Consider the following 25,278-nt stretch of genomic DNA (forward strand, 5'->3'; position numbering starts at 1 on the left):
GAGAGAGCGACGATGCAGGCCCGGAGGGAGGCCCCACGCCCGGCGAGCGGCGTGCCGAGCAGCCGGCCCGTGATGCGCGCGATGCCGTCCGCCGATGTGCCGACGCAGTGTGCACGAGCGCGCGGCACTTGCATCGGTCGCCACGGCGCGCAGAGCGCTGGCAAACCGGTGGTGTTCGTTCGCCGTGTGACTGCGGCCACCGCCGGATCGGCGTTGCCGGCGGGGCGCCACCGCCGCCTCATGCGGGCCGGGCTCCGGCCCCTGCACTGACGCCGTTTTCCCCGTGTCCCTCTGGGCAAGTCTGGCGTTGCCGCGCCTGATGGGCTTGCCTCTGCACCCCGCTCGATGCCTGCATCGGGCGGGGTATTTTTTGGGCCGCCGGGTTTGCGCGCGGAGGCGGGCAATCGGTTGTTTCCCCAGTGCTCACTCGTTCAACTCGGGAATTTCTCCCGAGCCGGGCAGCGGTACACCGTACGCACAATCCCGGGTCGTTGTTGTGATGACCCTATAACTACTATCAGGAGACTTGACGGTGACTCGCCCTCTCGAAACCCGGCCCGCGCGGCCCACGCGCCTGGCACGGCCGGCCCGATCCACACCGTCGCCGATCACGCGCGCACTGGCCGCCCTCGGGTGGCTCGGCCTGCCGCTGATCGCCCTGCCCGGCACCGCTGCAGCCCAAGCCGCCGCTGCGCAGCTCGATCGCGTGGAAATCATCGGTGTCTCGCCGCTGCCCGGCCAGGGCATCGACCGCAACATCCTTCCCTACTCCACGCAGGTGCTCAAGCGCGACGCCATCGACGGCGCGCAGGCCGTGAACCAGAGTGACTACCTGAACCGCCGCGTGGTCGGCGTGCAGGTCAACGAGATCCAGGGCAGCCCCTTCCAGGGCGACCTCACCTACCGCGGCTTCCGCGCCTCGCCGCTGCTCGGCGCCGGCCAGGGCCTGTCGGTCTACCTCGACGGCGTGCGCATCAACGAGCCCTTCGGCGACGTCGTCAACTTCGACCTGATCCCCGAGTTCGCGATCAACACGCTGTCGCTGGTGCCGGGGGCCAACCCGGCCTTCGGCCTTAACTCGCTGGGCGGTGCGCTGGCCTACACCACGCACGACGGCCGCAGCGCGCCGGGCTTCCGCGCCGACCTGTCGGCCGGCAGCTTCGGCCGCAAGCGCGCGGACCTCAGCTATGGCCGCAGCGACGACAGCGGCTGGCACCAGTACGTGGCCGTCACCGGCTTCGACGAGGACGGCTGGCGCGACCACTCCGACGGCAAGCTCGGCCAGTTCTTCGGCAAGCTGGGGCACGACGACGGCACCACGAGCTGGAGCCTCGGCGCGCTGTACGCGCAAAGCAACCTGGTCGGCAACGGCCTGCTGCCGGCCTACACCATCGACGACGGCGCGCTGGTCAAGGACCTGTACTTCTCGCGCCGCGAGTCGGTCTACACCTTCCCCGACCAGACCCGCAACAAGCTGGGCCAGCTGAGCTTCAACGGCCAGCACGCGATCGACGCCAACAGCTCGCTGGCCGCGCTGCTGTACGTGCGCAAGAGCTCGCGCAGCACCATCAACGGCGACGAGGCCGAGGAAGAGCCGGACGATCCGGGCGATCCGAACGCCGCGTTCAACAACACCGCGACCACGCAGACCGGCTACGGCGCGGCGCTGAGCTACACGCGCGTCAGCGGGGCGCACCAGTGGCAGGTGGGCGCCAGCGTGGACCGCTCGCGCGTGGAGTACAGCCAGTACGAGCAGGAAGGCTTCTTCACCGACCGCCGCGGCGTGATCCCGGCGCCGGGCGAGGACCGCGAGCTGTCGGCCAACGTGGAAGGCAGGTCCACCCACTACGGCGTGTACGCCACCGACACCTGGCAGGTCGCGCCGCGCACCCACGTGACGGGCACCGCGCGCTACAACCATTCGACCGTGAGCAACCAGCTCACCACGCGCGACGACGACACCGGCATCATCGAGGACAAGCCCAACGAGCGATTCAGCTACAACAGCGTGAACCCGGCGCTGGGCATCGCGCACCGCCTCGGCGACGCGGCCACCACGCCCACGCTGTTCGCCAACGTGGCGCGCAACACGCGCGTGCCCACCGTCATCGAACTCGGCTGCGCCGACCCCGACGAGCCCTGCCGCCTGCCGGCCGGGCTGCAGGCCGACCCATACCTGAAGCAGGTGAAGTCGACCACGGTGGAGGCCGGCCTGCGCTGGCCGCTCGCGCCCGGCATGCGCTTCAACCTGGCGGCCTTCCGCACCGACAACAAGGACGACATCCTGTTCCGCAGCACCAGCGTGACCGGGCAGCTCGGCTACTTCGCCAACTTCCCGAAGACGCGCAACCAGGGCGTGGACACGGAGTTCGCGGTGACCCACGGCGCGTTCGACGTGGGCATCGGCTACAGCTTCCTGAAGGCCACCTACGAGGCCAACGGCGTGCTGCGCCAGGGCGAGCGCAACGTGACCATCACGCCGGGCACCCGCATCGCCGGGCTGCCGCGCCACACGCTGAAGCTGGCGGTGGACTGGCGCGTGGGCGACGGCCTCACGGTCGGCAGCGACCTGCAGGCGGTGACGAGCCGCGGCGTGTCGGGCAACGAGGACGGCCTGCTGGAGGACCCGGAGGTCGGCGAGGACCCCGAATACAAGCGCGTGCGCCTGCCCGGCTACGCCATCGTGAACCTGCGCGCGAGCTGGAAGCCGAGCGCGCAGTGGGAGCTGTACGCCAACGTGAACAACGTCTTCGACCGCCGCCACGAGACCTTCGGCGCGCTGGCCGAGACCATGTTCGACGCCAGCGGCAACTACACCGGCGAGGAAGCCGACGCGCTGTTCGTGGCGCCGGGCACCCCGCGCGCCGTGTTCGTGGGCCTGCGCTACCGGTTCTGAGCCCTTCGCGTTGACGCGGGCGCCTGAGCGGACCACTCGGCGCCCCACCCTGCCCCCGCTGGTGCCTCGCACCGCCGGGGGCTTTTTCATCGGGGAAGCGAGCTCGCCGGCCGGGCCGCGGCGTGACACACTGTCCGCGCTTTGGCACATCACGCCACACTGCGAACGGCCCGCGCCCCGGCGGCCCCGCCGCCAGCCACCGCGGCGGGCCGGGAACAGCGATTGCTCTGAACCCCGGCTCACGCCGAACCCGCCTGCCCCGACCCGATGCTCATGACCGCCCGTTCGACCCTGCGGCCCGCCACCGACAGCGCGGTGGTGGTGCGTGCGCCCGGCCGGCTGCATCTGGGCTTCCTCGACCCGTCGGCCACGCTCGGACGACGCTTCGGCAGCCTGGGGCTGGTGATCGACGACTTCGACACCGTGGTGGCGCTGCGCCGCGACGCGCGCAACCACGGCGAGGCCCTGCACGACGGCGCCGCCGCGCAGGAGGCGCTGGCACGCGCGACGGCGCATGTGGCGACGCTGCAGCGCGCCTTCGGCCTCGACGCCCCGCTGCACCTGCAGCTGCTGCAGCTGCCTCCGGCCCATGCCGGCTTCGGCTCGGGCACCCAGCTCGCGCTGGCGGTGGGCCGGGCCTTCGCCAGCCTGCACGGCCTGTCGCTCGCCACCCCGGAGATCGCGCGCCTGCTGGGCCGCGGCCTGCGCTCCGGCGTGGGCATCGCGGGCTTCGACCAGGGCGGGCTGCTGCTCGACGGCGGCACCGGCGACGACGGCGTGCCAGCGCCGCTGCTGGCGCGCCTGGAGCTGCCGTCGGCGTGGCGCGTGCTGCTGGTGCTCGACCCGCAGCGGCAGGGCCTGAGCGGCGCCGACGAGAGGAGCGCGATCGCCACGCTGCCGGCCTTCGCGCAGGCCAGCGCCGCCGCGGTGTGCCACGAGGTGCTGATGCGCGTGCTGCCCGGTGCCGCGAGCGACGACTTCACGCTGTTCGCCCAGGGCGTGAGCGCGGTGCAGCGCCTGGTCGGCGCGCATTTCGCGCCGGCCCAGGGCGGCCAGCTCTATGCGAGCCCGGCGGTCGCGCGGCTGTGCGAATGGATCGCCCGCCACCACGTGGCCGCCACCGGACAGAGCTCGTGGGGCCCGACCGGCTTCGCGATCCTGCCGTCGACGGCCGAGGCCGAGGCCGTGGTGGCCGCCGCGCGCGCGGCCGGCATGGTGGAGGCGGCGCTGCAACTGCGCACCGTGGGCGCCCGCGCGCACGGCGCGTCGATCGAAGTTCGCCCCCCGCTCCGATGAAGACCGACGTTCTCCCCGACCCCGACGAAGACGACCTGAAAGCGACTGCGATGGACCGCCCCTACATCCTCCACATGATCACGCCGGGCAAGCAGATGAGCCCGTTCGACATCAACATGGCTGCCGACGCCGGCTACCAGCTGCTGCCGACCTACAGCGAGGTGACGCTCGACGGCGTGACCGGCCTGACGCAGGACGCGATCTTCTCGCGCGGCCCCAAGGGCGTGGCGCGCACCGGCCTCTTCATCGGCGGGCGCGACGTGCTGCTGGCCGCCGACATGCTGGACGCCGCGCGCAAGGCGATGGTCAAGCCCTTCGTGGTGTCGGTGATGGCCGACCCGAGCGGTTCGTACACCACCGCCGCGGCGCTGGTGGCCTGCGTCGAAGGCCAGCTGCGCAAGGTGCATGGCACCGACCTCGCCGGCAAGCGCGTGGTCATCCTCGGCGGTGGCGGCACCGTGGGCCGCATCGCCGGCGTGCTGGCGCAGCAGCTCGGCGCCGACGTGCGGCTGTCCAGCCGCGGCGGCGTGGAAGCGGCGCAGCGCGCCGCCGACGAGACCAACGTGCGCTTCGGCAGCGCGATGAGCGGCGTGTCGGGCAAGGGCGTGGACGCCATCCGCGCGTCGATCGCCGACGCCGACGTGGTGCTGGGCACCGCGGCGGCCGGCGTGCAGGTGATCAGCGAGGCCGACCGCGCGGTGGCCACGCGGCTGCTGGTGGCGGCCGACGTGAACGCGGTGCCGCCGGAGGGCATCGCCGGCGTGGGCGTGATGGACAGCGGCAAGCTGCTGCCCGGCAGCCGCGCGGTGGGCATCGGCGCGCTGGCGATCGGCAACGTGAAGTACCAGGTGCAGCACCGCCTGCTGGTGCGCATGCGCGGGGCGGAGAAGCCGGTCTACCTGAGCTTCCCCGAGGCGCTGGCGGTGGCGCGCGAAGTGCTCGCCGAGACGTGACCCACCTCCGAAGCGCAGGAATGACCCATCCCCGAAGCGCCTGCGGCGCCTCCCGCTCGAGGGGGCGACGCTGGTGGACCGGCAGAGCCGGATCCACGGCGTCTGCGCGCCAGAGCTGCGGCCGGGTGCACGATCGGCGCGTGGGGTCCTGAGATGTCTGCTGCTTCGACGGGCCGCGCGACGCTGGTGGTCGCGGGGCTGTCCGCGCGGTGGATGGCGGAGGCGGCGGCGCGTGACGGTTACGACGTGATCGCGCTCGATGTCTTCGGCGACGTGGACACACGGCGCGCCGCACGGCAGTGGGCGTCGATCGGGCGCGACGGCGCACAACTCGGGATCGACCCGCAGCGCACGCTCGCGGCCTTGCGCGCGGCGGCCGCCGATCCGCAGGTGCTGGGCTGGGTCGCGGGCAGCGGCTTCGAGGGTCAGCCCGAGCTGCTGGGCCGCGGTGCGCAGGCGCTGCCGCTGATCGGCACGCCGGCCGAGACGGTGCTGCGCGTGCGCGACCCGGCCGGCTTCTTCGGCATGCTCGACTGGCTGGGCCTGCCGCATCCCGAGGTGCAGTTCGACGCTCCCGATCCGCCGTCGGGCTGGCTGCGCAAGGAGGCGCGCGGGACCGGCGGCTGGCACATCCGGCCGGCCGACGACCCGCACCCGGCCGATCCCGAACAGCAGCCCTATTACCAGCGCGAGGCGCCCGGCACGCCGATGTCGGCGCTGTTCCTCGCCAACGGCCGCGAGGCGCGCGTGCTCGGCATCAGCGAGTTGATCGTCCGGCCGCTCGGTGCGCACCATCCGCATGTCTACCGCGGCGCCATCGGGCCGGTGGCGTTGCCGGCGGCGCTGGCCGTGGGGCTGGACACCACGCTGCACACGCTGGTCGCCGCCTTCGGCCTGCGCGGGCTGTGCAGCCTGGACTTCCTGCTCGACGGCGACCACTGGTCGCTGCTGGAGATCAACCCGCGGCCGTCGGCCAGCGCGGTGCTGTACGGCGACCACCTGGCGTGGATGCGGGCCCATGTCGGCGCCTGCCTGCAGGGCACGCTGCCCTCCGCCGAGACCGCGGCGCCGGCACCGGGCACGCTGCGCGGCAGCGAGATCGTGTTCGCGCGCCGCGCGGTGCAGCTGACGGCGGCCCAGGCCGAAGCCCTGGCGTCCCGCGACGACTGCCACGACCTGCCCGCCGCCGGCAGCCGCCACGCGCCGGGCGACCCGCTGTGCAGCGTGGACGCCCAGGGGACCCGCGTGGCCGAGGTGCGCGAGCGCCTGGCCGAGAAGCGAGCTGCGCTGCGCGCGTCACTGGCGCAGACTTGAGCCCGGCCGAGACATCACCACGACGACCGACCCCGAGAGAGACCACGCCATGAGCAGCACCCCGTCCACGACCGACTCCGCAACGACCCCGCCCTTCGCCGACAGCCCCCTCAGCGTCAACGCGGCCGTGCGCCCGCTGCTGCAGCGCCTGCTCGACCAGGCCGACGAGCTGCGCGTGCAGGTCGGCCAGGACGCGAGCGGCGTGCGCATCGTCGACGCCGGCATCGCCGCGCCGGGCAGCGTGGCCGCGGGCGTGCTGGTCGGCGAGATCTGCATGGGCGGCCTGGGCCGCGTGCAGCTGGCCGCGCAGGGTTATGGCGACGCCAGCAGCGGCTGGCCGACCTGGCTGGAGGTCAGCAGCAGCCAGCCGGTGCTGGCCTGCCTGGCGAGCCAGTACGCCGGCTGGAGCCTGTCGGCCAGCAAGGAAGAGGCGGGCGGCAAGAAGTTCTTCTCGCTCGGCTCCGGCCCGGCGCGCGCGCTGGCCGGCAAGGAGGAGCTGTTCAAGGAGCTGGGCTACCGCGACCCGATCGCCGCGGCCGAGCGCAGCGGCGTGCTGGTGCTCGAGGTGGACCGCGCGCCGCCGCCGGTGGTGGTGGAGAAGGTGCTGCGCGACTGCGGCCTGCGCCCCGAGCAGCTGACGCTGATCCTCACGCCCACGCGCAGCCTGGCCGGCACGACGCAGGTGGTGGCGCGCGTGCTCGAGGTGGCGCTGCACAAGGCGCACGAGCTGCATTTCCCGCTCGAGCACATCGTCGACGGTGTGGCAAGCGCGCCGCTGCCCTCGCCCGGCGCCGACGGCCTGGACGCGATGGGCCGCACCAACGACGCCATCCTCTACGGCGGCCGCGTGCAGCTCACGGTGCGCGGCGGCGACGACGCGGCGCGCCTGCTGGCCAAGGAGCTGCCGTCGCTGAACTCGCGCGACTACGGGCGCGGCTTCGCGGACATCTTCAAGGCGGCCGAGTACGATTTCTACAAGATCGACGGCGCGCTGTTCGCACCGGCCGAGGTGTGGGTGTCGAGCCTGGAGTCGGGCAAGACCTGGCATGCGGGGCGCCTGAACCTGGACCTGCTGCGCGGGCAGTGGCTCGACGCGGCCTGAGCCTCCCGCTCCTGCGATGCGTGTTGCCATCTTCACGGACGAAACGGGCTGGCACACGCGCCAGATCCAGCAGGCGTTGCGGGCGCGCGGTGCCGAGGGCCGCTGCGTCGACCTGGCCGACTGCCGCATCGACACCGCGGCGTCCTGGCACGGCCTGGTGATCCCCGGCTACGGCCGTGAGCTGCCCGACGCGGCGCTGGTGCGCGGCATCGCCGGCGGCAGCTTCGAGCAGGTGACGGTGCGGCTGGGCGTGCTGCACGCGCTGCGCGAGCTGGGCGTGCCGGTCTACAACGACGCGCGCGCCATCGAGCGCAGCGTGGACAAGTCGATGACCAGCCTGCTGCTGCACGCGGCCGGCATCCCGATGCCGCCGACCTGGGCGATGGAGTCGCCGGCCCAGGCGCAGCGCCTCGTCACGCGCGAGAGCGCGGCCGGCCGCGCGTTGGTGCTCAAGCCGCTGTTCGGCTCGCAGGGCAAGGGGCTGCGGCGTGTGGGCTGCGTGGACGGCGCCCACGTGCCGCTGCCGTCGCTGAAGGCCTATGGGGGGCTCGCCTACCTGCAGCGCTACGTCGAGTCGCCCGGCTTCGACTGGCGGGTGCTGGTGGTCGGCGGTCGCGCGATCGCGGCGATGCGGCGCTGCAGCGCGCACTGGATCCACAACCTCAAGCAGGGCGCGAAGGTCGAGCCGGCCGCGCTGACGCCCGAACTCGCCACGCTGGCCGAACGCGCCGCCGCGGCGCTGCAGATGGACTACGCCGGCATCGACCTGCTGCCCGGCGCCGACGGCCCGCTGGTGCTGGAGGTGAACGGCGTGGCCGCGTGGCAGGGGCTGCAGCGTGTCACGCCCTTCCCGATCGCGCGGGCGCTGGTCGACGACCTGCTCGACCGCAAGCTCGCCGCCGCGCGCGCCGCGACCGGCGGCGCACGCCGCGCATGAGCCCCGCCGCGCCGCCGCACACCGTCTTCCTGCAGGCCTGCCGGCTCGACGTGGCGGTGCGCAAGCCCGGCAACGTGAGCCTCGCCTCGGCCGGCCACGGCATGCAGGCGCGCCAGTTCCTCGACAGCGCCGCGGCGGCCGCGCCCGCGCTGTTCGCACCGGGCGCGCGGGTCGGCGCGCGCATCGAGGCGGCGATGGCAGCGACGCTGGCCGTGGCGGGCTGCAACACCAACCTGGGCATCGTGCTGCTGTGCGCGCCGCTGGCCGCCGCGCTCGAGCGTTGTGCCGGATCGTGGAACGCGCTCGGCGACGATGCGCGTCCCGCGGCGCTGCGTGCGGCCCTGGCGGACGTGCTGGCCGCACTGGACGTGGAGGACACGCGCGCCGCCTACCGCGCCATCGCGGCGGCGAACCCGGGCGGCCTCGGCCGCGCCGAGGCGCAGGACGTGGCGGCCGGGCCCACCGTGGGCCTGCGCGAGGCCATGCGGCTCGCCGCCGATCGCGACCGCATCGCGCGCCAGTACGCGAGCGACTATGCCGACCTGTTCGACACCGGCCTCGCGGCGCTGCGTCGCCCCGCCGCGGCCTCACCGCGGCTCGATGCCGCCGCGGTGCAGGCGCTGTTCCTCGCCTGCCTGGGCCGCTGGCCCGATTCACACATTGTTCGAAAGTTCGGCGCCGACGTGGCACAGGCTGTCACCGACGAGGCGGCGCCGTGGCTGCGGCGGGCCGAAGGCGGCGAGCGGGTCGGCGACGATCCGGCCTTCGCGGCCTGGGACGAGGATCTCAAGGCCCGCGGGCTCAATCCCGGCACGAGCGCGGACCTGACGGTGACCACACTGTTCATTGCTGGCGCACTCGGCGTGGCCGACCTCTCGACTTTCCCATGATTGCGGCGCTGGCATGGAACGTGTAAGTTCACGACGTACTGGCAATGCCCAGTGCTCTTCACATTCACTTCTGCAGAACTTGCTCACGGAGACTCAACATGGCAAAGATTGACCGGATGATGGTCGGCGAATCGCTCGTCGGTGATGGCAACGAAGTGGCTCACATCGACCTGCTGATCGGGCCGCGTGGCAGCGCCGCCGAAACGGCCTTCGCCAACAGCCTGACGAACAACAAGGACGGCTTCACGTCCCTGCTCGCCGTCGTGGCCCCCAACCTGCTCGTGAAGCCGGCGACTGTGATGTTCAACAAGGTCACGATCAAGGGCGCGAAGCAGGCCGTGCAGATGTTCGGCCCGGCCCAGCGCGGCGTGGCCATGGCCGTCGCCGATTGCGTGGAAGACGGCACCATCCCCGCCGACGAAGCCGACAACCTGTTCATCAGCGTCGGTGTCTTCATCCACTGGCTGGCCGAAGACGACAAGAAGATCCAGGACTACAACTACCAGGCCGTCAAGGAGTCGATCAAGCGCGCGGTGTCGGGTTCGCCGACCGCTCGCGAAGTGGTCTCCAAGAAGGGCAGCGCCGCTCACCCGTTCGCGGCCAAGTGATGCGTGGGCCGCAGGTCGGCGTGCCGTAGCGCGCCACCCTGCGGTCACTGCATGAGAAAAGCCGACCGGTTGCCCGGTCGGCTTTTTTTCGGCTGTCGGGTACGGACCCTCAGGCGCCGCCCGGCACCATGCCCGCGCCGATCAGCGACAGCACCGGCGCGGCCCGGCCGCTGGCCGGGTCGGCGGCACGGCGGCGCTCGATCGCCACGCCCACCGCTTCCACGTCGTCGAACTTCTTCGGCTTGACCACCACCACGCGCACCCAGTGCGCGCCGAACTCGTGGAGCAGGATGTCGGCCACGGTCTCGGCGAACGACTCCAGCAGCGTGAGCTTGTGCTCCTTGAGCAGGCGCTGCAGCCGCTCGCGCACGACGCCGTAGTCGATGGTGTCGGCGATGTGGTCGCTGTCGCAGGCGCGCGGCCGCGGCAGGCCGGCCGTCACGTCGATGCGGATGGTCTGCGGGCGGTGCAGCTCGGAATCGTGGATGCCGATCACCGTCTGGCCGGTGAATCCTTCGATGAAGATCAGGTCCAGCGGCTCGGCGTCGCGGCCGGCGTCGGTGGCGGTGAACTGCAACTGCGGGCGGGGGGCGGCGATCAAGGGCGACTCCTGGGCTGAAATACCATCACGGGCCGGTGCAAGTCCCGGACCATGCCAGATTTTGGAACACTCCACCGCCGCTCCCCGGGCTTCCACCCCCTACGAGGGCCCAACCGGACGCGCCAGAATCGGTACGCAATGACCCTGTGAGGGACAAGCTGAACGGTCCCTGGGACCCTGGCCGGCGGCAACCGGCCCGGCGCCCGGATCGCTGGCCCTGTGCCAGCGCCTCGCGCGTTCGGCCACAACACGAAGGAGAGACAGCATGGGCATCGTATCGCTGCGCGAGGCAGGCGAACACGCACACCGCATTCTCGACACCGTGCGCCAGGGGGCACGGGCCACCGACGACGACGAGATGGCGCGCTCCTGGACGCGCTGCCTCGAACAGCACCGCCTGCACCCGGACCGGCCGCACCGCCCGTCGGTGGTCCCGGCGGCCCAGCTCGCGCAGCGCCAGGAGCGGCTGGCCGACGTGATCGACTGCGCCCGCCACGAGATGGCCACACTCTACCAGCAGCTGGCCGACACCGAGTCGGCCGTGGTGCTGACCGACACCGACGGCGTGATCCTGCACATGGTGTCCTCACCGGCCTTCGCCGAGGACGTGACGCCGCTGGGCTTCCACGTCGGTGCGGTGTGGAGCGAGGCCGAGGCCGGCACCAACGGCATGGGCACCTGCCTGGTCGCGGCCAGCCCGGTGGCGGTGCGGCGCGAGGACCACTTCTTCACCCGCCTCACCTCGCTCACCTGCTCGGCGGTGCCGGTGTTCGACCCGCAGGGCCAGATGACTGCGGTGCTCGACGTGACCAGCCGCTCGAGCCTACTGCAGCAGCACTCGCTGGTGCTGCTGGGCATGACCGCGCAGATGATCGAGAACCGCCTGCTCGAGCTGCGCCACCCCGAGGCCCACCTGCTGCATTTCCACAGCCGGCCCGAGTTCGTCTACACGCTGCACGAGGGCAAGCTGGCGCTCGAGGCCGACGGCCGCATCCTCGCCGGCAACCGCAGTGCGCTGTTCCAGCTCGGCCTGCACTCGGTGGCGGAGCTGCGCGAGCGCCGGCTGGAAGACCTGCTCCACACCCGGCTGGCCGAGCTGGTGGAACGCTGCCGGCGCAGCGCCTTCCATCCGGTGGTCAGCTTCGGCGCGCAGGGCGCGAGCCGCTTCTTCGTGGTGGCGCGCCCGCCGGTGTCGGAGACCGGGGCGCACGAGCTGCCGGTGGCCCTGACCGGCCCGAGCACCGGCACGCGCGCCCGCGCGCTGGTGCCGCGCATGGAGCCGCGGCGCGATGCCGCACTGCCACCGCGCGCCGCGCCAGCCTTCGGCGACCCGCGGCTGAGCGGCCAGCTCGACCAGGCACGCCGCGCGATCGCGCGCGACATCCCGGTGCTGCTGCACGGCGAGACCGGCGCCGGCAAGGAGGTGTTCGCGCGCGCGCTGCATGCGGCCAGCCCCAAGCACGCCGGCAGCTTCGTCGCGGTCAATTGCGCCAGCCTGCCCGAGAGCCTGATCGAGGCCGAGCTGTTCGGCTACCGCGCCGGCGCCTTCACCGGTGCGCAGCGCAGCGGCCGGCGCGGCAAGGTGCTGGAGGCCGACCGCGGCACGCTGTTCCTCGACGAGATCGGCGACATGCCGCTGGCGCTGCAGGCCCGCCTGCTGCGCGTGCTCGACGAGCGCAAGGTCACGCCGCTCGGCGCCGAGGAAACCGTCGACGTGGACTTCCAGCTGGTCAGCGCCAGCCACCGGCCGCTGGCGCAGATGGTGGAGGAAGGCCGCTTCCGCGAGGACTTGTACTACCGCTTGTGCGGCTTCGAGGTCAGCCTGCCCGCGCTGCGCGAGCGCAGCGACCGGCGCGCGCTGATCGCCGAGCTGCTGGCGCTGGAGTCCGGCGGCCTGGCCTCGCTGACGCCCGAGGCACAGACCCTGCTGGAGCAGCACCCGTGGCCCGGCAACGTGCGGCAGCTGCGCCACGCGCTGCGCACCGCGCTCGCGCTGGCGGACGACGACGGCCTGATCGACCTGCCGCACCTCGCCTCGCTGCGCGCAGCCACCGTCCGCGCCGGTGCGCCCTTGACCCTGCCGGCGCCCGCCGCGTCGACGAGCGTCGACAATGACGCTCCAGCGTTGCCGCCGATGAACCCGATCCAGGCCAAGGAGCGCGAGGTGCTGCTGCAGCTGCTGGAAGACCACCGTTGGAACGTGAGCAATGTCGCCAAGGCGCTCGATGTCAGCCGCAACACCCTCTACCGCAAGCTCCACAAGCTGCACATCGCCCTCTCCCACCCCGGCAGCGGACCCGCCGCTGCAGGGTGAGGCGGCGAAGCGCTGGGCCGCGGCGCTGGGCGACGACCACGCGCCGGCCACCGACGACCCGCCCGGCTCACGCTTCGCGTGGTGCGTGACCGGCTCGGGTCACTACCTCGAGGAGTCCATGGCGCTGGCGGCACGGCTGCCCAACGTGGACCTGTTCCTGTCGGGCGCCGCCGACGAGGTGCTGCCGCTGTACGGCATGCGCCTCGAGCTGCTGCGCGAGCGCTATCGCGTGTTCCGCGACAAGAGCGCGAGCTCGGTGCCGGTCGGGCGGCTGTACGCAGAGGCGTACCACACCGTGGTCATCGCGCCGGCCACCAGCAACACGGTGGCCAAGTGCGCGTTCGGGTTGTCGGACACGCTGCCGACCAACATGTTCGCGCAGGCCGGCAAGCTGGGCGTGCCCAGCCTGGTGTTCGCCTGCGACACCGAGCCGGTGGTCATCACGAAGGCGCCGCGCAGCCATGCCACCGAGTGGCTCACGCTGCGCCCGCGCGGCATCGAGCTGGAGAACGTGGAACGGCTCAAGCGGATCGATCACTGCCAGGTGCTCAGCTCGCCGGCCGAGCTGGAGGCCGCGCTCGACGCACGGCTGAAGGCGCTGAAGCTCGCATGGAACACATCGTCTTCCTGACCGGCCGGCTGGCGCAGCCCAGCCTGGAGCGCGTGCTCGCCGGCATCGAGCCACCGGCCTTTACCTACGAGGTGCGCGAGATCGGCCTGCAGGTGGCGGCGCTGATGACGACCGACATGGTCCGCCGCCGCGTCGCGGCGCCGCTGACCAGCGTGGACGCCGAGGGCCGGCCGCGCCGCGTGGACCGCCTCCTCGTGCCGGGCCGCTGCCGCGGCGACGTGGACGCGCTCGGCGCGCACTACGGCGTGCCGGTGCAGCGCGGACCGGAGGAGCTGAAGGACCTGCCGCGCTTCTTCAACCGCGCCGCGAAGCCCATCGACCTGAGCGAGCACCAGGTGGCGATCTTCGCGGAGATCGTCGACGCACCGCGGCTCACGGTGGCCGCGATCGTGGAGCGCGCCCGCGCGCTGGTGGCCGATGGCGCCGACGTGATCGACCTCGGCTGCCTGCCGGCCACGCCCTTCGATCACCTGGAAGACAGCGTGAAGGCGCTGAAGGCCGAGGGCTGGAACGTCAGCGTCGATTCGATGAGCGCCGACGAGCTGCTGCGCGGCGGCCGTGCCGGCGCCGACTACCTGCTGAGCCTGAAGCTCGAGACGCTGTGGATCGCCGACGAGGTGGCCTCGGTGCCGGTGCTGATCGCCAGCGACCAGGCCGACATGGCCACGCTGCACGAGGCGATCGAGACGATGGAGCGGCGCGGCAAGGCCTACCTGGCCGACCCCATCCTCGACCCGATCCCGTTCGGCTTCACGGCGTCGATCGTGCGCTACCACGCGCTGCGCCAGCGCTACCCCGAGGCGCCGATCATGATGGGCGTGGGCAACGTCACCGAGCTGACCGAGGCCGACACCAGCGGCATCAACGCGCTGCTGTTCGGCCTGTGCGCCGAGCTCGACGTGGCCGCGGTGCTGACCACGCAGGTGAGCCAGCATGCGCGCCGCGCGGTGGCCGAGGCCGACCTGGCGCGCCGCATCATGCACGCCGCGACGCGCCACAACACGCTGCCCAAGGGCATGAGCGACGGGCTGATGACCACGCACGCGCGGCACCCGTTTCCCGACACGCCGGCCGAGATCGCCGCGACCGCGGCCCAGGTGCGCGACCCGAACTTCCGCGTGCAGATCTCGCCCGAGGGCCTGCACGTCTACAACCGCGACGGGGTGCGGCTGGCGCAGGACGCCTTCGCGCTGTGGCCGCAGCTCGGCCTCGAGGACGACGCCGCGCACGCGTTCTACATGGGCGTGGAACTTGCACGTGCGGAGACCGCGTGGCGGCTCGGCAAGCGCTACGTGCAGGATCAGCCGCTGGACTGGGGCGTCGCGGTGCCGCGGCGCGCCGACGACCTGGACGCCTGGTGTGCCCCCGGAACGACGATGACCCACGGCGGCAAGAAGCCGCCGCCCGCGACGGAATGAACGACCAGATCTTCGAGACCGTGATCACCACGGTGGCCGCCGATGGCACGCCGCATGTCGCGCCCTTCGGCGTGCGCTACCGCGGCGAGCAGGTGGTGCTGATGCCCTTCAAGCCCAGCGCGACGCTGGACAACCTGCGCAGCACGCGGCACGCGGTGCTCAACCTGACGACCGACACGCGGGTGTTCGCCGGCGCCGTGTGCGCGCGCTGGCTGGGGCCGCGCCAGTGGCCGCTGCTGCCGGCCCAGGCCATCGCCGGCCGGCGGCTCGCCAGCGCGCTGGCGCACAGCGAGCTCGAGCTGCGGCACGACGACGACCACGCCGAGCGCCCCACGCTGACGCTGGCGCGCGTGCTCGACGTGAGCCATGCGCCCTTCCCCGGCTTCAACCGCGCGCAGGCCGCGGTGATCGAGGGCGCGGTGCTGGTGAGCCGGCTGCACATGCTGGCGCCGGAGAAGATCGATACCGAGATGGGCTACCTGCAGATCGCCATCGACAAGACCGCCGGGCCCGAGGAACACGAGGCCTGGGGCTGGCTGCGCGAGGCCGTGGCGCGGCAGCGGGTGCAGGCCGGAGCCGGCGCATGAGGCTGCTGGTGAGCGTGCGTGACGTCGACGAGGCGCTGGCCGCCGCCGCCGCCGGCGTGGATTTCATCGACCTGAAGGAGCCGTCCGCCGGCGCGCTGGGGGCGCTGCCGCCGGCCACCCTCGAAGCCATCGTCGCGGCGCTGCAGCATGCACCGGGCCGGCGCCCGATCAGCGCGACGATCGGCGACTGCGCCGGCACGACCGAGGTGCTGGAGCGCGTGGCCGAGACCGCCGCCTGCGGTGTCGACTACGTGAAGGTCGGCATCGCGCGCGGCCAGCATGCGCTGCTGGACGCGCTGGCCATGTGCGGCCACGCGGTGGTGCCGGTGTTCGTGGCCGACCACGGCATCGACGGCGCGCTGCTCGCACGCGCCGGCGCGCTGGCCTTCCCCGCGCTGATGCTCGACACCGAGGACAAGGCGCGCGGCAGCCTGTTCGACATCGCCAGCGAGGTGCAGCTGCAGCGCTTCGTCACGCAGGTGCGGCGCAGCGGCAAGCTGTGCGGCCTGGCCGGCGCGCTGCGCTTCGAGCACCTGGCACGCCTGCAGTCCATCGCGCCCGACTTCGCCGGCTTCCGCAGCGCGGTGTGCAGCGGCGCGCGCACCGCGGCGCTCGACGTTCAGCGCGTACGGGCGCTGCGCGAGCAGTTGCAGTGCGAGGATGCCGCGCAGGCGGCGTAAGAGAAAGCTAGTCCGCGAACGGCCGGCAGCTGAGCGACTCGTCGAGCAGCAGCGCGCGCGCGCGGGTCAGCTCGCCCCTGTGCAGCAGGTCGATCGGAAAGGCGGCCTGGCGCGCGCGCTGCGCGAACCCGGCGTCCAGCACGCCCGCGTCGCCCAGCTGCGACAGCGTGAGCCGGCCGTCGATGGCGCAGGACTTGACGACCAGCAGGCGCTCGGCGTGCAGCCGCTGCGCGAGCCACAGCGCCAGGCTGTCGGCGCTGGTGTCCCACGTGGTCAGTTCGTCGGGCCGACTGCGCAGCAGGTCGAGCGGCAGCCACAGCGCCGTCTGACCGCCCTTCAGCACGCGGCGCAGCGGCTGCTCGCCGGCGGCGGCCTGCAGCGTCGGGCACAGGCCCTGCAGCATCAGCGCGGTCTGCGCCATGCCGAGCACCGCCATGTTGTGCGCCACCAGGTCGTCGAACTGCCAGTGCGACTGCGCGTCGCGCACCTGGTCGGCGAAGGCGCCGCCACCCGGCACCACGATCACGCGGCCACCGCCCAGCTCGGCCAGCAGGTCCAGCCACTGCGGCAGCGACGCGTCCTGGTTCAGGCTGCCGCCGAGCTTGACGACCCACATCAGGCCGTCTCCCGCACCCGCAGCAGCGCGACCGCCGCGCTGGGGGCGCCCACCTGGGCCCGCCGCTGCAGCGCCGCGTCGGCCTGCGGCCGGTCGCCGAGCAGCAGCGACGCGACGCTGCGGCAGGGCCGCCCGATGCGCCGCGCCAGCGCGTCGGCCAGGAAGTCGCCGCAGCCGGCGGAGACCAGCGGCGCCGAGGCCGCGATCGGCGCTGCGAGGAGCACGCGTTCGAGCTGGCCCTGCAGTTCGTCGAGCTGCAGTTCACGCCACGCGTTCGCGAAGGCGAGCCAGTCGGACTCGTCGGCATCGCGCGCGTCGAGGCCGATCATGCGCGCCAGGCGCCGGCGGGTCGCGGCGGCGTCCTTGGCGCCACCGTCGGCCGCCGGATGGAGATCGTGCGCCGGATCGAGTTCGCCGGTGAGACGGTACACATCGGCCGTGGTCGCGAAGAACTCGTTCATCACGTTCGATGCCCGGCCGCGGAACACCACCCGCGGCGTCAGCGCACACAGCGGCGTGCGCGACACGCCCTGGTAGACCAGTTCGCCGCTCTGCAGACGGGCCGCGTCGCTGCGGCCCTGCGCGCGCACCGTCCCACCCCGCAGCGCGATCAGGTCGGTGGTGGTGCTGCCGATGTCGACCAGCACGCCCTCGCCGAGCGCCTGCGCCGCCAGCGCGGCGGTCGCCCACCAGTTGGCCGAGGCGATGGCCTGCCACTGCGCGGCGACGTCGGCCGGCGCACACCAGCCGCGCTCGCCGGCGTAGAACCACAGCGGACCGTCGAGCGCGTCGCCCATCGCTGCAGCCAGCGCCACGACGCCGGCCTCGCGGTGCTCGAACAGGTCGACCATCTCGCCGGTCATCGTGATCGCGTGCACGGCACCGCTGGCCTGCGGCCAGCGCGCCTGCGCCTCGGCCAGCACCGCGTGCAGACGGTCGAGGCCCTGCCACAGCGGGCAGGCCCATTGCGTCACGTCGCGCAGCACGCCGCGCTCGACCCAGCTGGCCTTGACGTGCGCGCCGCCGATGTCCCAGCCGATCACGACACGCTCAGGCATCGACCGGCTCCTCGTGCAGCGCCAGGATCTCGGCCGCCAGCGGACGCCCGAGCGCGGCCGACAGGCCCACGAAGGCGCAGGTCAGGCGCGGGTTGACCTCGATCACCACCGGCCCGCGCTGCGGATGCCAGACGAGGTCGATGCCGACGAAGCCGCGCAGGCCGGGCACCGCCCGCGCCACCGCCTGCGCGGTGCGGGCCAGCGCCGGGGCGCGCGCGTCGTCGAGCGCCAGTGCGTTGATGGTCACGCCCTCGTCGCTCAACTGGCCGTCGTCCGCGATGGCGATGCGCTGGCGGTTGATGCTGAGCAGTTCGGCCGCGCCGTCGCGACACAGCAGCGACAGGCTCAGCGGCTCGCCGTCGACCCAGGGCTCGAGCGTGGCCGACGCGCCGCGCGCGCGGCGCTGCTGCAGGTCGGCCTGCGCCGCGGCGCGCTGCGCATGGCGCCGGGTGTCCTGCGTGCCGGCGCCGTCGCCCGGTTTCACCACCCACTGACGCGCGCCGGCATCGAAGGCCAGCGGCGTGGCCAGGCCGCGCGCTGCCAGATGCGCCAGCGTCGCGCGCTTGCCGCTGCACAGCCGGATCGCGGCGCGGTCGCAGCCGATCCAGCGCGCGGGGTCCACCGCCTCGGCCAGCTGCAGCAGCAGGCCATCGCTCTCCGGCGCCGTGACCCACACGCGGTCGTGCACCGCCGCCTCACGCCGCAGGAAGCCCAGCGGTGTGTCGCCGGGCCGCGGCCGCAGCGCGCCGCCCGGCGCGTCCGGCAGCGGCGCCACGCCGGCACCGCACGCGTAGCGCACGCCCGGGCCGGCCAGTTCGTCCAGCAGCGCGGCCCGCATGGCCAGGCCGGCGTCCAGCAACTCGCTGTGCCCGGCCTCGGCGGCATCGCCCGCGGGCGCGGCGTCGAGGCCGCCGCCGCTGAGATACTCGTAGACGAAGAGGGTCTGGGTCATCCTATGCACATCATTCCGGTCATCGATCTGCTGGACGGCCAGGTGGTCCGCGCGGTGCGTGGGGAGCGTCGGCACTACCGGGCGATCGCCTCGGCGCTGTGCGGCAGCGCCGATCCGCGGATCGTGGCTCGGCGGCTATGCGAACACTGTGCCACCGATACGCTGTACCTCGCCGACTTGAACGCCCTGCAGGGTCGGCCGCCGCAGCTCGAGTGGCTGCGCACGCTGCTGCAGGACCGGCCGGACCTGGCGCTCTGGCTCGACGCCGGCTTCAGCGGACCGGACGACGCCGCCCACCTGCTGGCTCGGCTGGAGCCCACGGCGGCAGCGCGCGTCACGCCGGTCTACGGCAGCGAATCGCTGCGCTCGCGCGAGACGCTGGCCGCCTGCTTTGCGCCACCGTCGCGCGCCCTGCTCTCGCTGGACCATCGCCAGGGCGCACCACTCGACCCGGCCGGTGTGTGGGAGCTGCCGGCGCAGTGGCCGCGGCGCCTGATCGTGATGACGCTGTCGCGCGTGGGCAGCGACGGCGGCCCCGACCTCGACACGCTGGCCGCGGTGCGCGCACGGGCGCCGCATGCGCAGCTGATCGGCGCCGGCGGCGTGCGCGATGCGGCCGACCTGGCCGCCGCACAAGCCGCCGGTGCACACGCCTGGCTGGTGGCGTCGGCGCTGCACGACGGGCGCCTGCCGGCTGTGGTCGGCGCGCCGGGCGACGGCACAGACTGTGGCGCTTGTGGCGGCGCCGGCCACACAGTGTCGCGGGCCGGTGCGGATGCGGCCGCGCTGCCGCGCGGCCCCGCCCGTGGCACATGCTTTGCGTGACAGCGCGCCGATGATGGATCCCGTGAACGCCCCTGCCCCCCGCGCCTGGACCAGCCCGTTTTGTGCGCTGCTGAACGACGACCTGCAACTGGCGCAGCAGGACGGACGTTTCTCTCTGAGCGGCCCCGGCTGCGAGCGCGCACAGCGCGCGCTGGCGCACTTCCGGCCGGAGCGCTCGAGTGCCACGCCGAGCATCGCCGGGCAACCCGCCACGCTCGACGAGGCCATCGAGCAGGCCGCGCAGCGGCTCGCGGCGAGCCGCCAGCCGTTGTTCGGCGGGCTGGCGACCGACGTCGACGGCGCGCGCGCCCTCTACCCGCTGGCCTGTGCCACCGGCGCCATCTGCGACGCCGCCGGTGGCGCCGCCCAGCTGCACACGCTGCGCGCGCTGCAGGACCGCGGCGCCTTCACCACCACGCTGGCCGAGGTGCGCAACCGCGCCGACCTGATCGTCTGCGTCGGCGCGTCGCCGCGCGAGAATTTTCCGGGGCTGTGGCGCCGCGTGGGCATCGGCGAGCCGCTGGTCGCGCAGCGCGAGATCGTCTTCCTCGGCGGCGCCACCGAGCCGGCGCTCGACGGCCTGGCCGGCGTCTCGCAGCGCAGCGTCGCGCTGAGCGGCGACCTGTTCGACAGCGTCGCGCAGCTCGCCGCGCTGGTGGACGGCCGGCGCGTGCCGTGCGCGGCCCCGGCGCTGGCCGAACTGGCGACGCAACTGCACGCCGCGCGCTACGCCGTCGTCGTGTGGGAATCGTCGCAGCTGCCCGAGCACGGCGCGCTGATCGCCGAGGCGCTGAACCGCCTGGTGGGCACGCTCAACCAGCGCACGCGCGCCGCGCTGCTGCCACTCAGCGGCAAGGACGGGCTGCAGACGGTGAACTACGTCTTCACCTGGCTGTCGGGCCTGCCGCTGCGCAGTCGCGCCGGACCGCTGGGGCTGGAACACGAACCGCTGCGCTTCGATGCGAAGCGGCTGCTCGCCGAGGGCAGCGTCGACGCGCTGCTGTGGGTGTCGGCCTTCGGTCCGGAGCCGGCGGCCCCGAGCGCTCCGATACCGACGGTGGTGCTGGGCCATCCGGCGCAGCAGGCCGGCGCCGGTGCCGATGCGGTGTTCATCCCGGTGTCGACGCCGGGCATGGGCTCGGCAGGCCATCTGTTCCGCTTCGACGGCGGCGTGGCGCTGCCGCTGGAAGCGGTGTACGACGACGGGCTGCCGACGGTGGCGCAGGTGCTGCAGCGCCTGAACGCACGCGTGCGATCGATGCAGGCCGGGAGGTCGGCATGAGCAGCACGCTTCGACTGCGCGGCGGGCGCGTGATCGACCCCGCGAACGGCGTCGACGCGGTGCGCGACATCGGCGTGCGCGATGGCCGCATCGTCGAGCTGCATCCCAAGGAAGCGGTGGGCGAGGACATCGACGCCAGCGGCTGCGTGGTGATGGCCGGCGGCATCGACATGCACACGCATATCGGCGGCGGCAAGGTCAACCTCGCGCGCATGCTGCTGCCGGAGGACCACCGCCTCAACCGCGACCCGATCGCGTTGCCGACCAACCCGCTGGAGCTGGCCTCGTGCGGCCACTGCGCGCCCGGCACGCTGGCCACCGGCTACCGCTACGCCGAGATGGGCTACACGGCGGCCTTCGAGCCGGCGATGATGCATTCGAACGCGCGCCATGCGCACATGGAGATGGGCGACACCCCCATCCTCGACCACGGCGCCTACGTGATGCTCGGCAACGACGAGCTGTTCCTTCAACTGCTCGCCGAGGGACGCGACTTCCAGCAGATCCGCGACTACGCCGGCTGGACCATCAACGCCGCGAAGGCGATGGGCGTGAAGGTGGTCAACCCGGGCGGCATCTCGGCCTTCAAGTTCAACCAGCGCAAGCTCGACGTCGACGAGGAGCACGCGCACTGGCGCGTGACGCCGCGCAGGATCGTGCACACGCTGGCGAAGGCGCTGCACGAGCTGGGCGTGCCGCACCCGCTGCACATCCACGGCAGCAACCTCGGCGTGGCCGGCAACATCGAATCCACGCTCGCGACCATCGATGCGCTGGAAGGCCTGCCCGCGCACCTGACGCACATCCAGTTCCACGCCTACGGCACCGAGGGGCCGAAGAAGTTCTCGTCGGCCGCGCAGCGCCTGGCCGACGCGGTGAACGCCAACCCGAACGTCAGCATCGACGTCGGCCAGATCATGTTCGGCCAGACCGTGACGGCCTCGGGCGACACGATGCGCCAGCATGCCAATGCCGGCCTGGCGAACCCGCGCAAGTGGATCGGCGCCGACATCGAATGCGACGCCGGCTGCGGCGTGGTGCCCTTCAAGTACCGCGAGCAGAGCTACGTGAACGCGCTGCAGTGGGCGATCGGGCTGGAGATCTTCCTGCTGGTCAAGGACCCGTGGCGCGTGGTGCTGACCACCGACCACCCGAACGGCGCGCCGTTCACCAGCTACCCGCACCTGATCCGGCTGCTGACGGACAAGAGCTTCCGCGACGAGCAGTTCGCGAAGCTCCACCCCGACGTGGTGGCGCAGTCGGCGCTGGGCTCGATCACGCGCGAGCTGACGTTGAACGAAGTGGCCATCATGACGCGCGCCGGTCCGGCGAAGCTGCTGGGCCTGAAGGACCGCGGCCAGCTCGGCGTCGGTGCCGCGGCCGACATCGCCGTCTACCGCGAGCACGCCAACCGCGAGACGATGTTCACCGCGCCGGAGCACGTGTTCAAGGACGGCGTGCGCGTGGCGCGGGCCGGCGTCATCACCGCCACGCCGACCGGCGGCACGCACTTCGTCGAGCCGGCCTTCGACCGCGGCATCGAGAAGCTGCTGGCGCCCTACACCGAGAAACACCTGAGCGTGAGCCTGCGCAACGCCGTGATCGGCCACGACGAGCTGTGCCGGTGCTGCAACGGCGGGCGCCTGCTGCCGACCGCCTGCTTCACGACGACTGCGAACTGACGCGATGGAACTCAACGGCATCGTCATCGACGACAGCTTCGCCGAAGCCTTTCCGATGAAGGGCACGCGGCTCGTCATCACCGCGCACAACCTCGAGTGGGCGCGCCATGCGGCCGTGGCCACCACCGGCTTCGCCACCTCGGTGATCGCCTGCGGCTGCGAGGCCGGCATCGAGCGCGAGCTCTCGCCCGAGGAGACGCCCGACGGGCGGCCCGGCATCGCGATCCTCATCTTCTCGATGAGCGGCCGCGAGCTGGCCAAGCAGGTCGAGAAGCGCGTCGGCCAGTGCGTGCTGACCTGCCCGACGACGGCGGTCTACGCTGGTCTGTTCGAGGGCGACGCCATCGCGCTGGGCAAGAACCTGCGCTTCTTCGGCGACGGCTGGCAGACCAGCAAGGTGATCGGCGGCCAACGCTACTGGCGCGTGCCGGTGATGGACGGCGAGTTCGTCGCGCAGGAGACCACCTGGGTCACGACCCAGGCCGTCGGCGGCGGCAATCTGCTGCTGCTGGCGACCGACACCGCGGCGGCGCTGGCGGCTGCGGAAGCCGCGGTCGCCGCGATGAAGCAGTTGCCCAACATCGTGATGCCCTTCCCCGGCGGCGTGGTGCGCTCGGGCTCCAAGGTCGGCAGCAAGTACCCGACGCTCGGTGCGTCGACCAACGACGCCTACTGCCCCAGCCTGCGCGAGCTGGCGGCGAAGAGCGAGCTCGGCCCCGACATCGGCAGCGTGATGGAGATCGTGATCGACGGACTGACCGACACCGACGTGGCGGCTGCGATGCGCACCGGCCTGAAGACCCTGATCGAGCGGGGCGCCGCGTCGGGCCTGAAGCGCATCGGCGCCGGCAACTACGGTGGCAAGCTCGGGCCCTTCCTCTACCACCTGCACAAGCTGGTGCCGGGCATGGCGGAGGGGCGGTCATGAGCCCGGCGCACGGCCGCCCGAAACCGGGCGACATCCCCGCGGGGGATCGTGAGCGGCCGGCGGCCGTGAGCGAGGGGCGGACATGAGCGGCTGGACACTCACGCTGAAGCAGGCGCCGGCACTGCGCCTGGACCTGCGCGCGCTGTCGCCCGCTGCGCTGGCCGGACTGTCGGCCGACGCGGTGGCGAAGTTCGGCGTCTGGCACGGCAACGAGTCGGTCGCGCTGGGCGAGTTGTTCACGATCACCGCACGAACCGACGACGCGCTCCACTTCGAGGGCGATCTGTCCCGCGCCGACCGCATCGGCTGGCAGCTCGCCGCCGGACGCATCCACGTGGACGGCCCGGTCGGCGACTACCTCGGCGCCGGCATGAGCGGCGGCGAGATCGTCGCGAGCCGTGATGCCGGCCTGCTGGCGGCCTGCGAGATGTCGGGCGGCCGGCTGGAGATCGGCGGCAACGTCGGCGACCATGCCGCCAGCGCCCTGCCGGGCAGCATGGACGGCATGCGTGGCGGCACGCTGCTCGTGCGCGGTTCGGCGGGCGCGCGCTTCGGCGACCGCATGCGGCGCGGCAGCGCGCTGGTGTTCGGTGACGCCGGTGACTTCCTGGCCTCGCGCATGGTGGCCGGCACGATCGCGGTGGCCGGCCGCATCGGCGCGCACGCCGGCTATGGCATGCGCCGCGGCAGCGTGGTCTGCGCCGGCACGGCGCCGGCGATCCCGCCCACCTTCGTGACCAACGACGCCAACATCGCCGTGTTCTGGCAGCTGCTGGCGCGCGACCTGGCGCGCCATGGCGGCGCCTTCGCTTCCCTGCCGGCACGGCGCGTGCAACGGCATCTGGGCGACCTCGCCGCGGGCGGCAAGGGCGAACTGCTGCTGTGCGTCTGAGCGAGCCGCGCTCCGGCACGGCGCGGCCCGGCTAAGCTCTTGAAAGGCGCCGGGACGGACCCGGCCATTCCTGCCGCTTCATTCGATTTCTTCTTTCGTCCCACTCACTCGAGACCCTGCCATGAGCAAGACCTACACCTTCCACGCCGGCGAAGCCACCGTGTTCGCCGCCGACGGCCAGTTCACCGACGCGATGCCGGAGATCCTGATCGGGCGCACCGACGGCCCGGTCGGCGCCGCTTTCGCCAACATGATGGCGCAGAGCAAGGGCCACACCGCGATGTTCGCGATCCGCGCCTGCAACCAGATGGTCCGCCCGGCGACGATCACCGTGCCGAAGGTGACCCTGAAGGACAGTGCCAACATCGACCTGTTCGGCGGCGTGGTGCAGGCAGCCACCGCCGACGCGGTGATCGACTGCGTGATCGAGGGCATCATCCCCAAGGATGTGGCCAACGAGCTGTGCATCGTGAGTCTGGTGTGGATCGATCCCCGCTGCGCGAAGGATCCGAACCTCGACAAGAAGGACATGTACCGCACCAACTACGAGGCCACCAAGCTGGCCATCCGCCGCGCGCTGAACAACGAGCCGTCGATCGACGAGCTGATCGCGAACCGGCACACGATCCGGCACGACATGGACGACTGGTCATGACGACCACCCTCGTTGAGAAATGACGACCACCCCCGTTGCGGCTGCGCCGCTCCCCCTCGAGGGGGCGACGCTGGCGGGCCGGCGGAGCCGGACCCGCGACGTCCACTGGGTGGGCGGCGGTTGGCTCCGGCCTGTGCGCTTCGGCTGCGTTGTTGAATGAA

General features: G+C 72.6%; 23 protein-coding genes. 19 read left to right on the plus strand and 4 right to left on the minus strand.

Annotated elements, in window-relative coordinates; all coding sequences use genetic code 11:
- Window positions 1-532: 532 nt before the first annotated feature.
- The 8 genes from MPE_RS13130 (at window position 533) to fae (MPE_RS13165) (ending at window position 9,996) form a co-directional block, all read left to right on the plus strand.
- The gene (locus MPE_RS13130) at window positions 533-2,896 is read left to right on the plus strand and encodes a TonB-dependent receptor (RefSeq protein ID WP_011830189.1); all 2,364 of its coding nucleotides are present in this window, start codon (window positions 533-535) and stop codon (window positions 2,894-2,896) included.
- 267 nt (window positions 2,897-3,163) lie between these two features.
- Window positions 3,164-4,192, plus strand: a complete 1,029-nt coding sequence (locus tag MPE_RS13135; RefSeq protein ID WP_011830190.1) for a beta-ribofuranosylaminobenzene 5'-phosphate synthase family protein — start codon at window positions 3,164-3,166, stop codon at window positions 4,190-4,192.
- Window positions 4,193-4,242: 50 nt separating this feature from the next.
- Window positions 4,243-5,145 (plus strand): NAD(P)-dependent methylenetetrahydromethanopterin dehydrogenase, encoded by a 903-nt coding sequence (locus MPE_RS13140; protein WP_011830191.1) that lies wholly within the window; start codon window positions 4,243-4,245, stop codon window positions 5,143-5,145.
- Window positions 5,146-5,298: 153 nt separating this feature from the next.
- The gene (locus MPE_RS13145; protein WP_011830192.1) at window positions 5,299-6,459 is read left to right on the plus strand and encodes an ATP-grasp domain-containing protein; all 1,161 of its coding nucleotides are present in this window, start codon (window positions 5,299-5,301) and stop codon (window positions 6,457-6,459) included.
- Window positions 6,460-6,508: 49 nt separating this feature from the next.
- Entirely contained in the window at window positions 6,509-7,561 is a 1,053-nt protein-coding gene (gene mch, locus MPE_RS13150; protein WP_011830193.1) for a methenyltetrahydromethanopterin cyclohydrolase, read from the plus strand.
- A gap of 16 nt (window positions 7,562-7,577) precedes the next feature.
- Window positions 7,578-8,498, plus strand: coding sequence for an ATP-grasp domain-containing protein (locus MPE_RS13155; RefSeq protein ID WP_011830194.1), 921 nt, complete (start codon window positions 7,578-7,580; stop codon window positions 8,496-8,498).
- A complete protein-coding gene (locus tag MPE_RS13160; RefSeq protein WP_011830195.1) occupies window positions 8,495-9,388 on the plus strand; it encodes a triphosphoribosyl-dephospho-CoA synthase in 894 nt (297 codons plus the stop codon). Before MPE_RS13155 ends, MPE_RS13160 begins: the two co-directional genes overlap by 4 nt.
- Window positions 9,389-9,486: 98 nt before the next feature.
- Window positions 9,487-9,996, plus strand: a complete 510-nt coding sequence (gene fae / locus MPE_RS13165; RefSeq protein ID WP_011830196.1) for a formaldehyde-activating enzyme — start codon at window positions 9,487-9,489, stop codon at window positions 9,994-9,996.
- A 109-nt stretch (window positions 9,997-10,105) separates the two neighbouring features.
- On the opposite strand, the gene MPE_RS13170 is transcribed toward fae (MPE_RS13165), so the two are convergent.
- Window positions 10,106-10,597, minus strand: a complete 492-nt coding sequence (locus MPE_RS13170; RefSeq protein WP_011830197.1) for a dihydroneopterin aldolase — start codon at window positions 10,595-10,597, stop codon at window positions 10,106-10,108.
- A gap of 265 nt (window positions 10,598-10,862) precedes the next feature.
- Between MPE_RS13170 and MPE_RS13175 the strand changes: the two genes are divergently transcribed.
- From MPE_RS13175 to MPE_RS13195, 5 genes are read left to right on the plus strand one after another with little or no spacing between them, the layout of a single operon-like run.
- Window positions 10,863-12,911, plus strand: coding sequence for a sigma-54-dependent Fis family transcriptional regulator (locus tag MPE_RS13175; RefSeq protein ID WP_011830198.1), 2,049 nt, complete (start codon window positions 10,863-10,865; stop codon window positions 12,909-12,911).
- 25 nt (window positions 12,912-12,936) lie between these two features.
- Window positions 12,937-13,542 carry a flavoprotein gene (locus tag MPE_RS13180; RefSeq protein WP_375136168.1) on the plus strand — a complete coding sequence of 202 codons (606 nt, stop codon included), beginning with the start codon at window positions 12,937-12,939 and terminating at the stop codon, window positions 13,540-13,542.
- A complete protein-coding gene (locus tag MPE_RS13185; protein WP_011830200.1) occupies window positions 13,521-14,960 on the plus strand; it encodes a DUF6513 domain-containing protein in 1,440 nt (479 codons plus the stop codon). Before MPE_RS13180 ends, MPE_RS13185 begins: the two co-directional genes overlap by 22 nt.
- The gene (locus MPE_RS13190) at window positions 14,957-15,547 is read left to right on the plus strand and encodes a DUF447 domain-containing protein (protein WP_011830201.1); all 591 of its coding nucleotides are present in this window, start codon (window positions 14,957-14,959) and stop codon (window positions 15,545-15,547) included. Before MPE_RS13185 ends, MPE_RS13190 begins: the two co-directional genes overlap by 4 nt.
- A complete protein-coding gene (locus MPE_RS13195; protein WP_011830202.1) occupies window positions 15,544-16,227 on the plus strand; it encodes a (5-formylfuran-3-yl)methyl phosphate synthase in 684 nt (227 codons plus the stop codon). Before MPE_RS13190 ends, MPE_RS13195 begins: the two co-directional genes overlap by 4 nt.
- Before the next feature lie 7 nt (window positions 16,228-16,234).
- On the opposite strand, the gene MPE_RS13200 is transcribed toward MPE_RS13195, so the two are convergent.
- From MPE_RS13200 to MPE_RS13210, 3 genes are read right to left on the minus strand one after another with little or no spacing between them, the layout of a single operon-like run.
- A complete protein-coding gene (locus MPE_RS13200) occupies window positions 16,235-16,843 on the minus strand; it encodes an amino acid kinase family protein (RefSeq protein ID WP_011830203.1) in 609 nt (202 codons plus the stop codon).
- Window positions 16,843-17,901: a hydantoinase/oxoprolinase family protein gene (locus MPE_RS13205; protein ID WP_011830204.1), complete on the minus strand. Its 1,059-nt coding sequence runs from the start codon at window positions 17,899-17,901 to the stop codon at window positions 16,843-16,845. The genes MPE_RS13200 and MPE_RS13205 overlap by 1 nt, the downstream gene beginning before the upstream one ends.
- Window positions 17,894-18,853 (minus strand): ATP-grasp domain-containing protein, encoded by a 960-nt coding sequence (locus tag MPE_RS13210; protein ID WP_011830205.1) that lies wholly within the window; start codon window positions 18,851-18,853, stop codon window positions 17,894-17,896. The genes MPE_RS13205 and MPE_RS13210 overlap by 8 nt, the downstream gene beginning before the upstream one ends.
- A gap of 3 nt (window positions 18,854-18,856) precedes the next feature.
- Here MPE_RS13210 and MPE_RS13215 point away from each other — a divergent pair, with 3 nt between their 5' ends.
- From MPE_RS13215 to fae (MPE_RS13240), 6 genes are all read left to right on the plus strand, one after another.
- Window positions 18,857-19,678: a HisA/HisF-related TIM barrel protein gene (locus tag MPE_RS13215; protein WP_011830206.1), complete on the plus strand. Its 822-nt coding sequence runs from the start codon at window positions 18,857-18,859 to the stop codon at window positions 19,676-19,678.
- 13 nt (window positions 19,679-19,691) lie between these two features.
- On the plus strand, window positions 19,692-20,960 hold the full coding sequence (locus MPE_RS13220) for a molybdopterin-binding domain-containing protein (RefSeq protein WP_202796716.1): 1,269 nt from the start codon (window positions 19,692-19,694) through the stop codon (window positions 20,958-20,960).
- Window positions 20,957-22,642, plus strand: coding sequence for a formylmethanofuran dehydrogenase subunit A (locus MPE_RS13225; RefSeq protein WP_011830208.1), 1,686 nt, complete (start codon window positions 20,957-20,959; stop codon window positions 22,640-22,642). The genes MPE_RS13220 and MPE_RS13225 overlap by 4 nt, the downstream gene beginning before the upstream one ends.
- A 4-nt stretch (window positions 22,643-22,646) precedes the next feature.
- Entirely contained in the window at window positions 22,647-23,570 is a 924-nt protein-coding gene (gene fhcD / locus MPE_RS13230; protein ID WP_011830209.1) for a formylmethanofuran--tetrahydromethanopterin N-formyltransferase, read from the plus strand.
- Between the two features lie 82 nt (window positions 23,571-23,652).
- Window positions 23,653-24,462: a formylmethanofuran dehydrogenase subunit C gene (locus MPE_RS13235; protein WP_011830210.1), complete on the plus strand. Its 810-nt coding sequence runs from the start codon at window positions 23,653-23,655 to the stop codon at window positions 24,460-24,462.
- Between the two features lie 121 nt (window positions 24,463-24,583).
- Window positions 24,584-25,117 carry a formaldehyde-activating enzyme gene (gene fae / locus MPE_RS13240; RefSeq protein WP_011830211.1) on the plus strand — a complete coding sequence of 178 codons (534 nt, stop codon included), beginning with the start codon at window positions 24,584-24,586 and terminating at the stop codon, window positions 25,115-25,117.
- The last annotated feature ends 161 nt before the right edge of the window (window positions 25,118-25,278 follow it).

Source organism: Methylibium petroleiphilum PM1, from assembly GCF_000015725.1.
In the GTDB taxonomy this organism is placed as follows: domain Bacteria; phylum Pseudomonadota; class Gammaproteobacteria; order Burkholderiales; family Burkholderiaceae_C; genus Methylibium; species Methylibium petroleiphilum.

Excerpts from the sequence above, each read along its gene's own strand:
- MPE_RS13135 (WP_011830190.1), top strand. The coding sequence starts at position 3,164 with ATGCTCATGACCGCCCGTTCGACCCTGCGGCCCGCCACCGACAGCGCG.
- MPE_RS13140 (WP_011830191.1), top strand. The coding sequence starts at position 4,243 with ATGGACCGCCCCTACATCCTCCACATGATCACGCCGGGCAAGCAGATG.
- MPE_RS13145 (WP_011830192.1), top strand. The coding sequence starts at position 5,299 with ATGTCTGCTGCTTCGACGGGCCGCGCGACGCTGGTGGTCGCGGGGCTG.
- mch (WP_011830193.1), top strand. The coding sequence starts at position 6,509 with ATGAGCAGCACCCCGTCCACGACCGACTCCGCAACGACCCCGCCCTTC.
- MPE_RS13155 (WP_011830194.1), top strand. The coding sequence starts at position 7,578 with ATGCGTGTTGCCATCTTCACGGACGAAACGGGCTGGCACACGCGCCAG.
- MPE_RS13160 (WP_011830195.1), top strand. The coding sequence starts at position 8,495 with ATGAGCCCCGCCGCGCCGCCGCACACCGTCTTCCTGCAGGCCTGCCGG.
- fae (WP_011830196.1), top strand. The coding sequence starts at position 9,487 with ATGGCAAAGATTGACCGGATGATGGTCGGCGAATCGCTCGTCGGTGAT.
- MPE_RS13175 (WP_011830198.1), top strand. The coding sequence starts at position 10,863 with ATGGGCATCGTATCGCTGCGCGAGGCAGGCGAACACGCACACCGCATT.
- MPE_RS13185 (WP_011830200.1), top strand. The coding sequence starts at position 13,521 with ATGGAACACATCGTCTTCCTGACCGGCCGGCTGGCGCAGCCCAGCCTG.
- MPE_RS13190 (WP_011830201.1), top strand. The coding sequence starts at position 14,957 with ATGAACGACCAGATCTTCGAGACCGTGATCACCACGGTGGCCGCCGAT.
- MPE_RS13195 (WP_011830202.1), top strand. The coding sequence starts at position 15,544 with ATGAGGCTGCTGGTGAGCGTGCGTGACGTCGACGAGGCGCTGGCCGCC.
- MPE_RS13200 (WP_011830203.1), bottom strand. The coding sequence starts at position 16,843 with ATGTGGGTCGTCAAGCTCGGCGGCAGCCTGAACCAGGACGCGTCGCTG.
- MPE_RS13205 (WP_011830204.1), bottom strand. The coding sequence starts at position 17,901 with ATGCCTGAGCGTGTCGTGATCGGCTGGGACATCGGCGGCGCGCACGTC.
- MPE_RS13210 (WP_011830205.1), bottom strand. The coding sequence starts at position 18,853 with ATGACCCAGACCCTCTTCGTCTACGAGTATCTCAGCGGCGGCGGCCTC.
- MPE_RS13215 (WP_011830206.1), top strand. The coding sequence starts at position 18,857 with ATGCACATCATTCCGGTCATCGATCTGCTGGACGGCCAGGTGGTCCGC.
- MPE_RS13220 (WP_202796716.1), top strand. The coding sequence starts at position 19,692 with ATGGATCCCGTGAACGCCCCTGCCCCCCGCGCCTGGACCAGCCCGTTT.
- MPE_RS13225 (WP_011830208.1), top strand. The coding sequence starts at position 20,957 with ATGAGCAGCACGCTTCGACTGCGCGGCGGGCGCGTGATCGACCCCGCG.
- fhcD (WP_011830209.1), top strand. The coding sequence starts at position 22,647 with ATGGAACTCAACGGCATCGTCATCGACGACAGCTTCGCCGAAGCCTTT.
- MPE_RS13235 (WP_011830210.1), top strand. The coding sequence starts at position 23,653 with ATGAGCGGCTGGACACTCACGCTGAAGCAGGCGCCGGCACTGCGCCTG.
- fae (WP_011830211.1), top strand. The coding sequence starts at position 24,584 with ATGAGCAAGACCTACACCTTCCACGCCGGCGAAGCCACCGTGTTCGCC.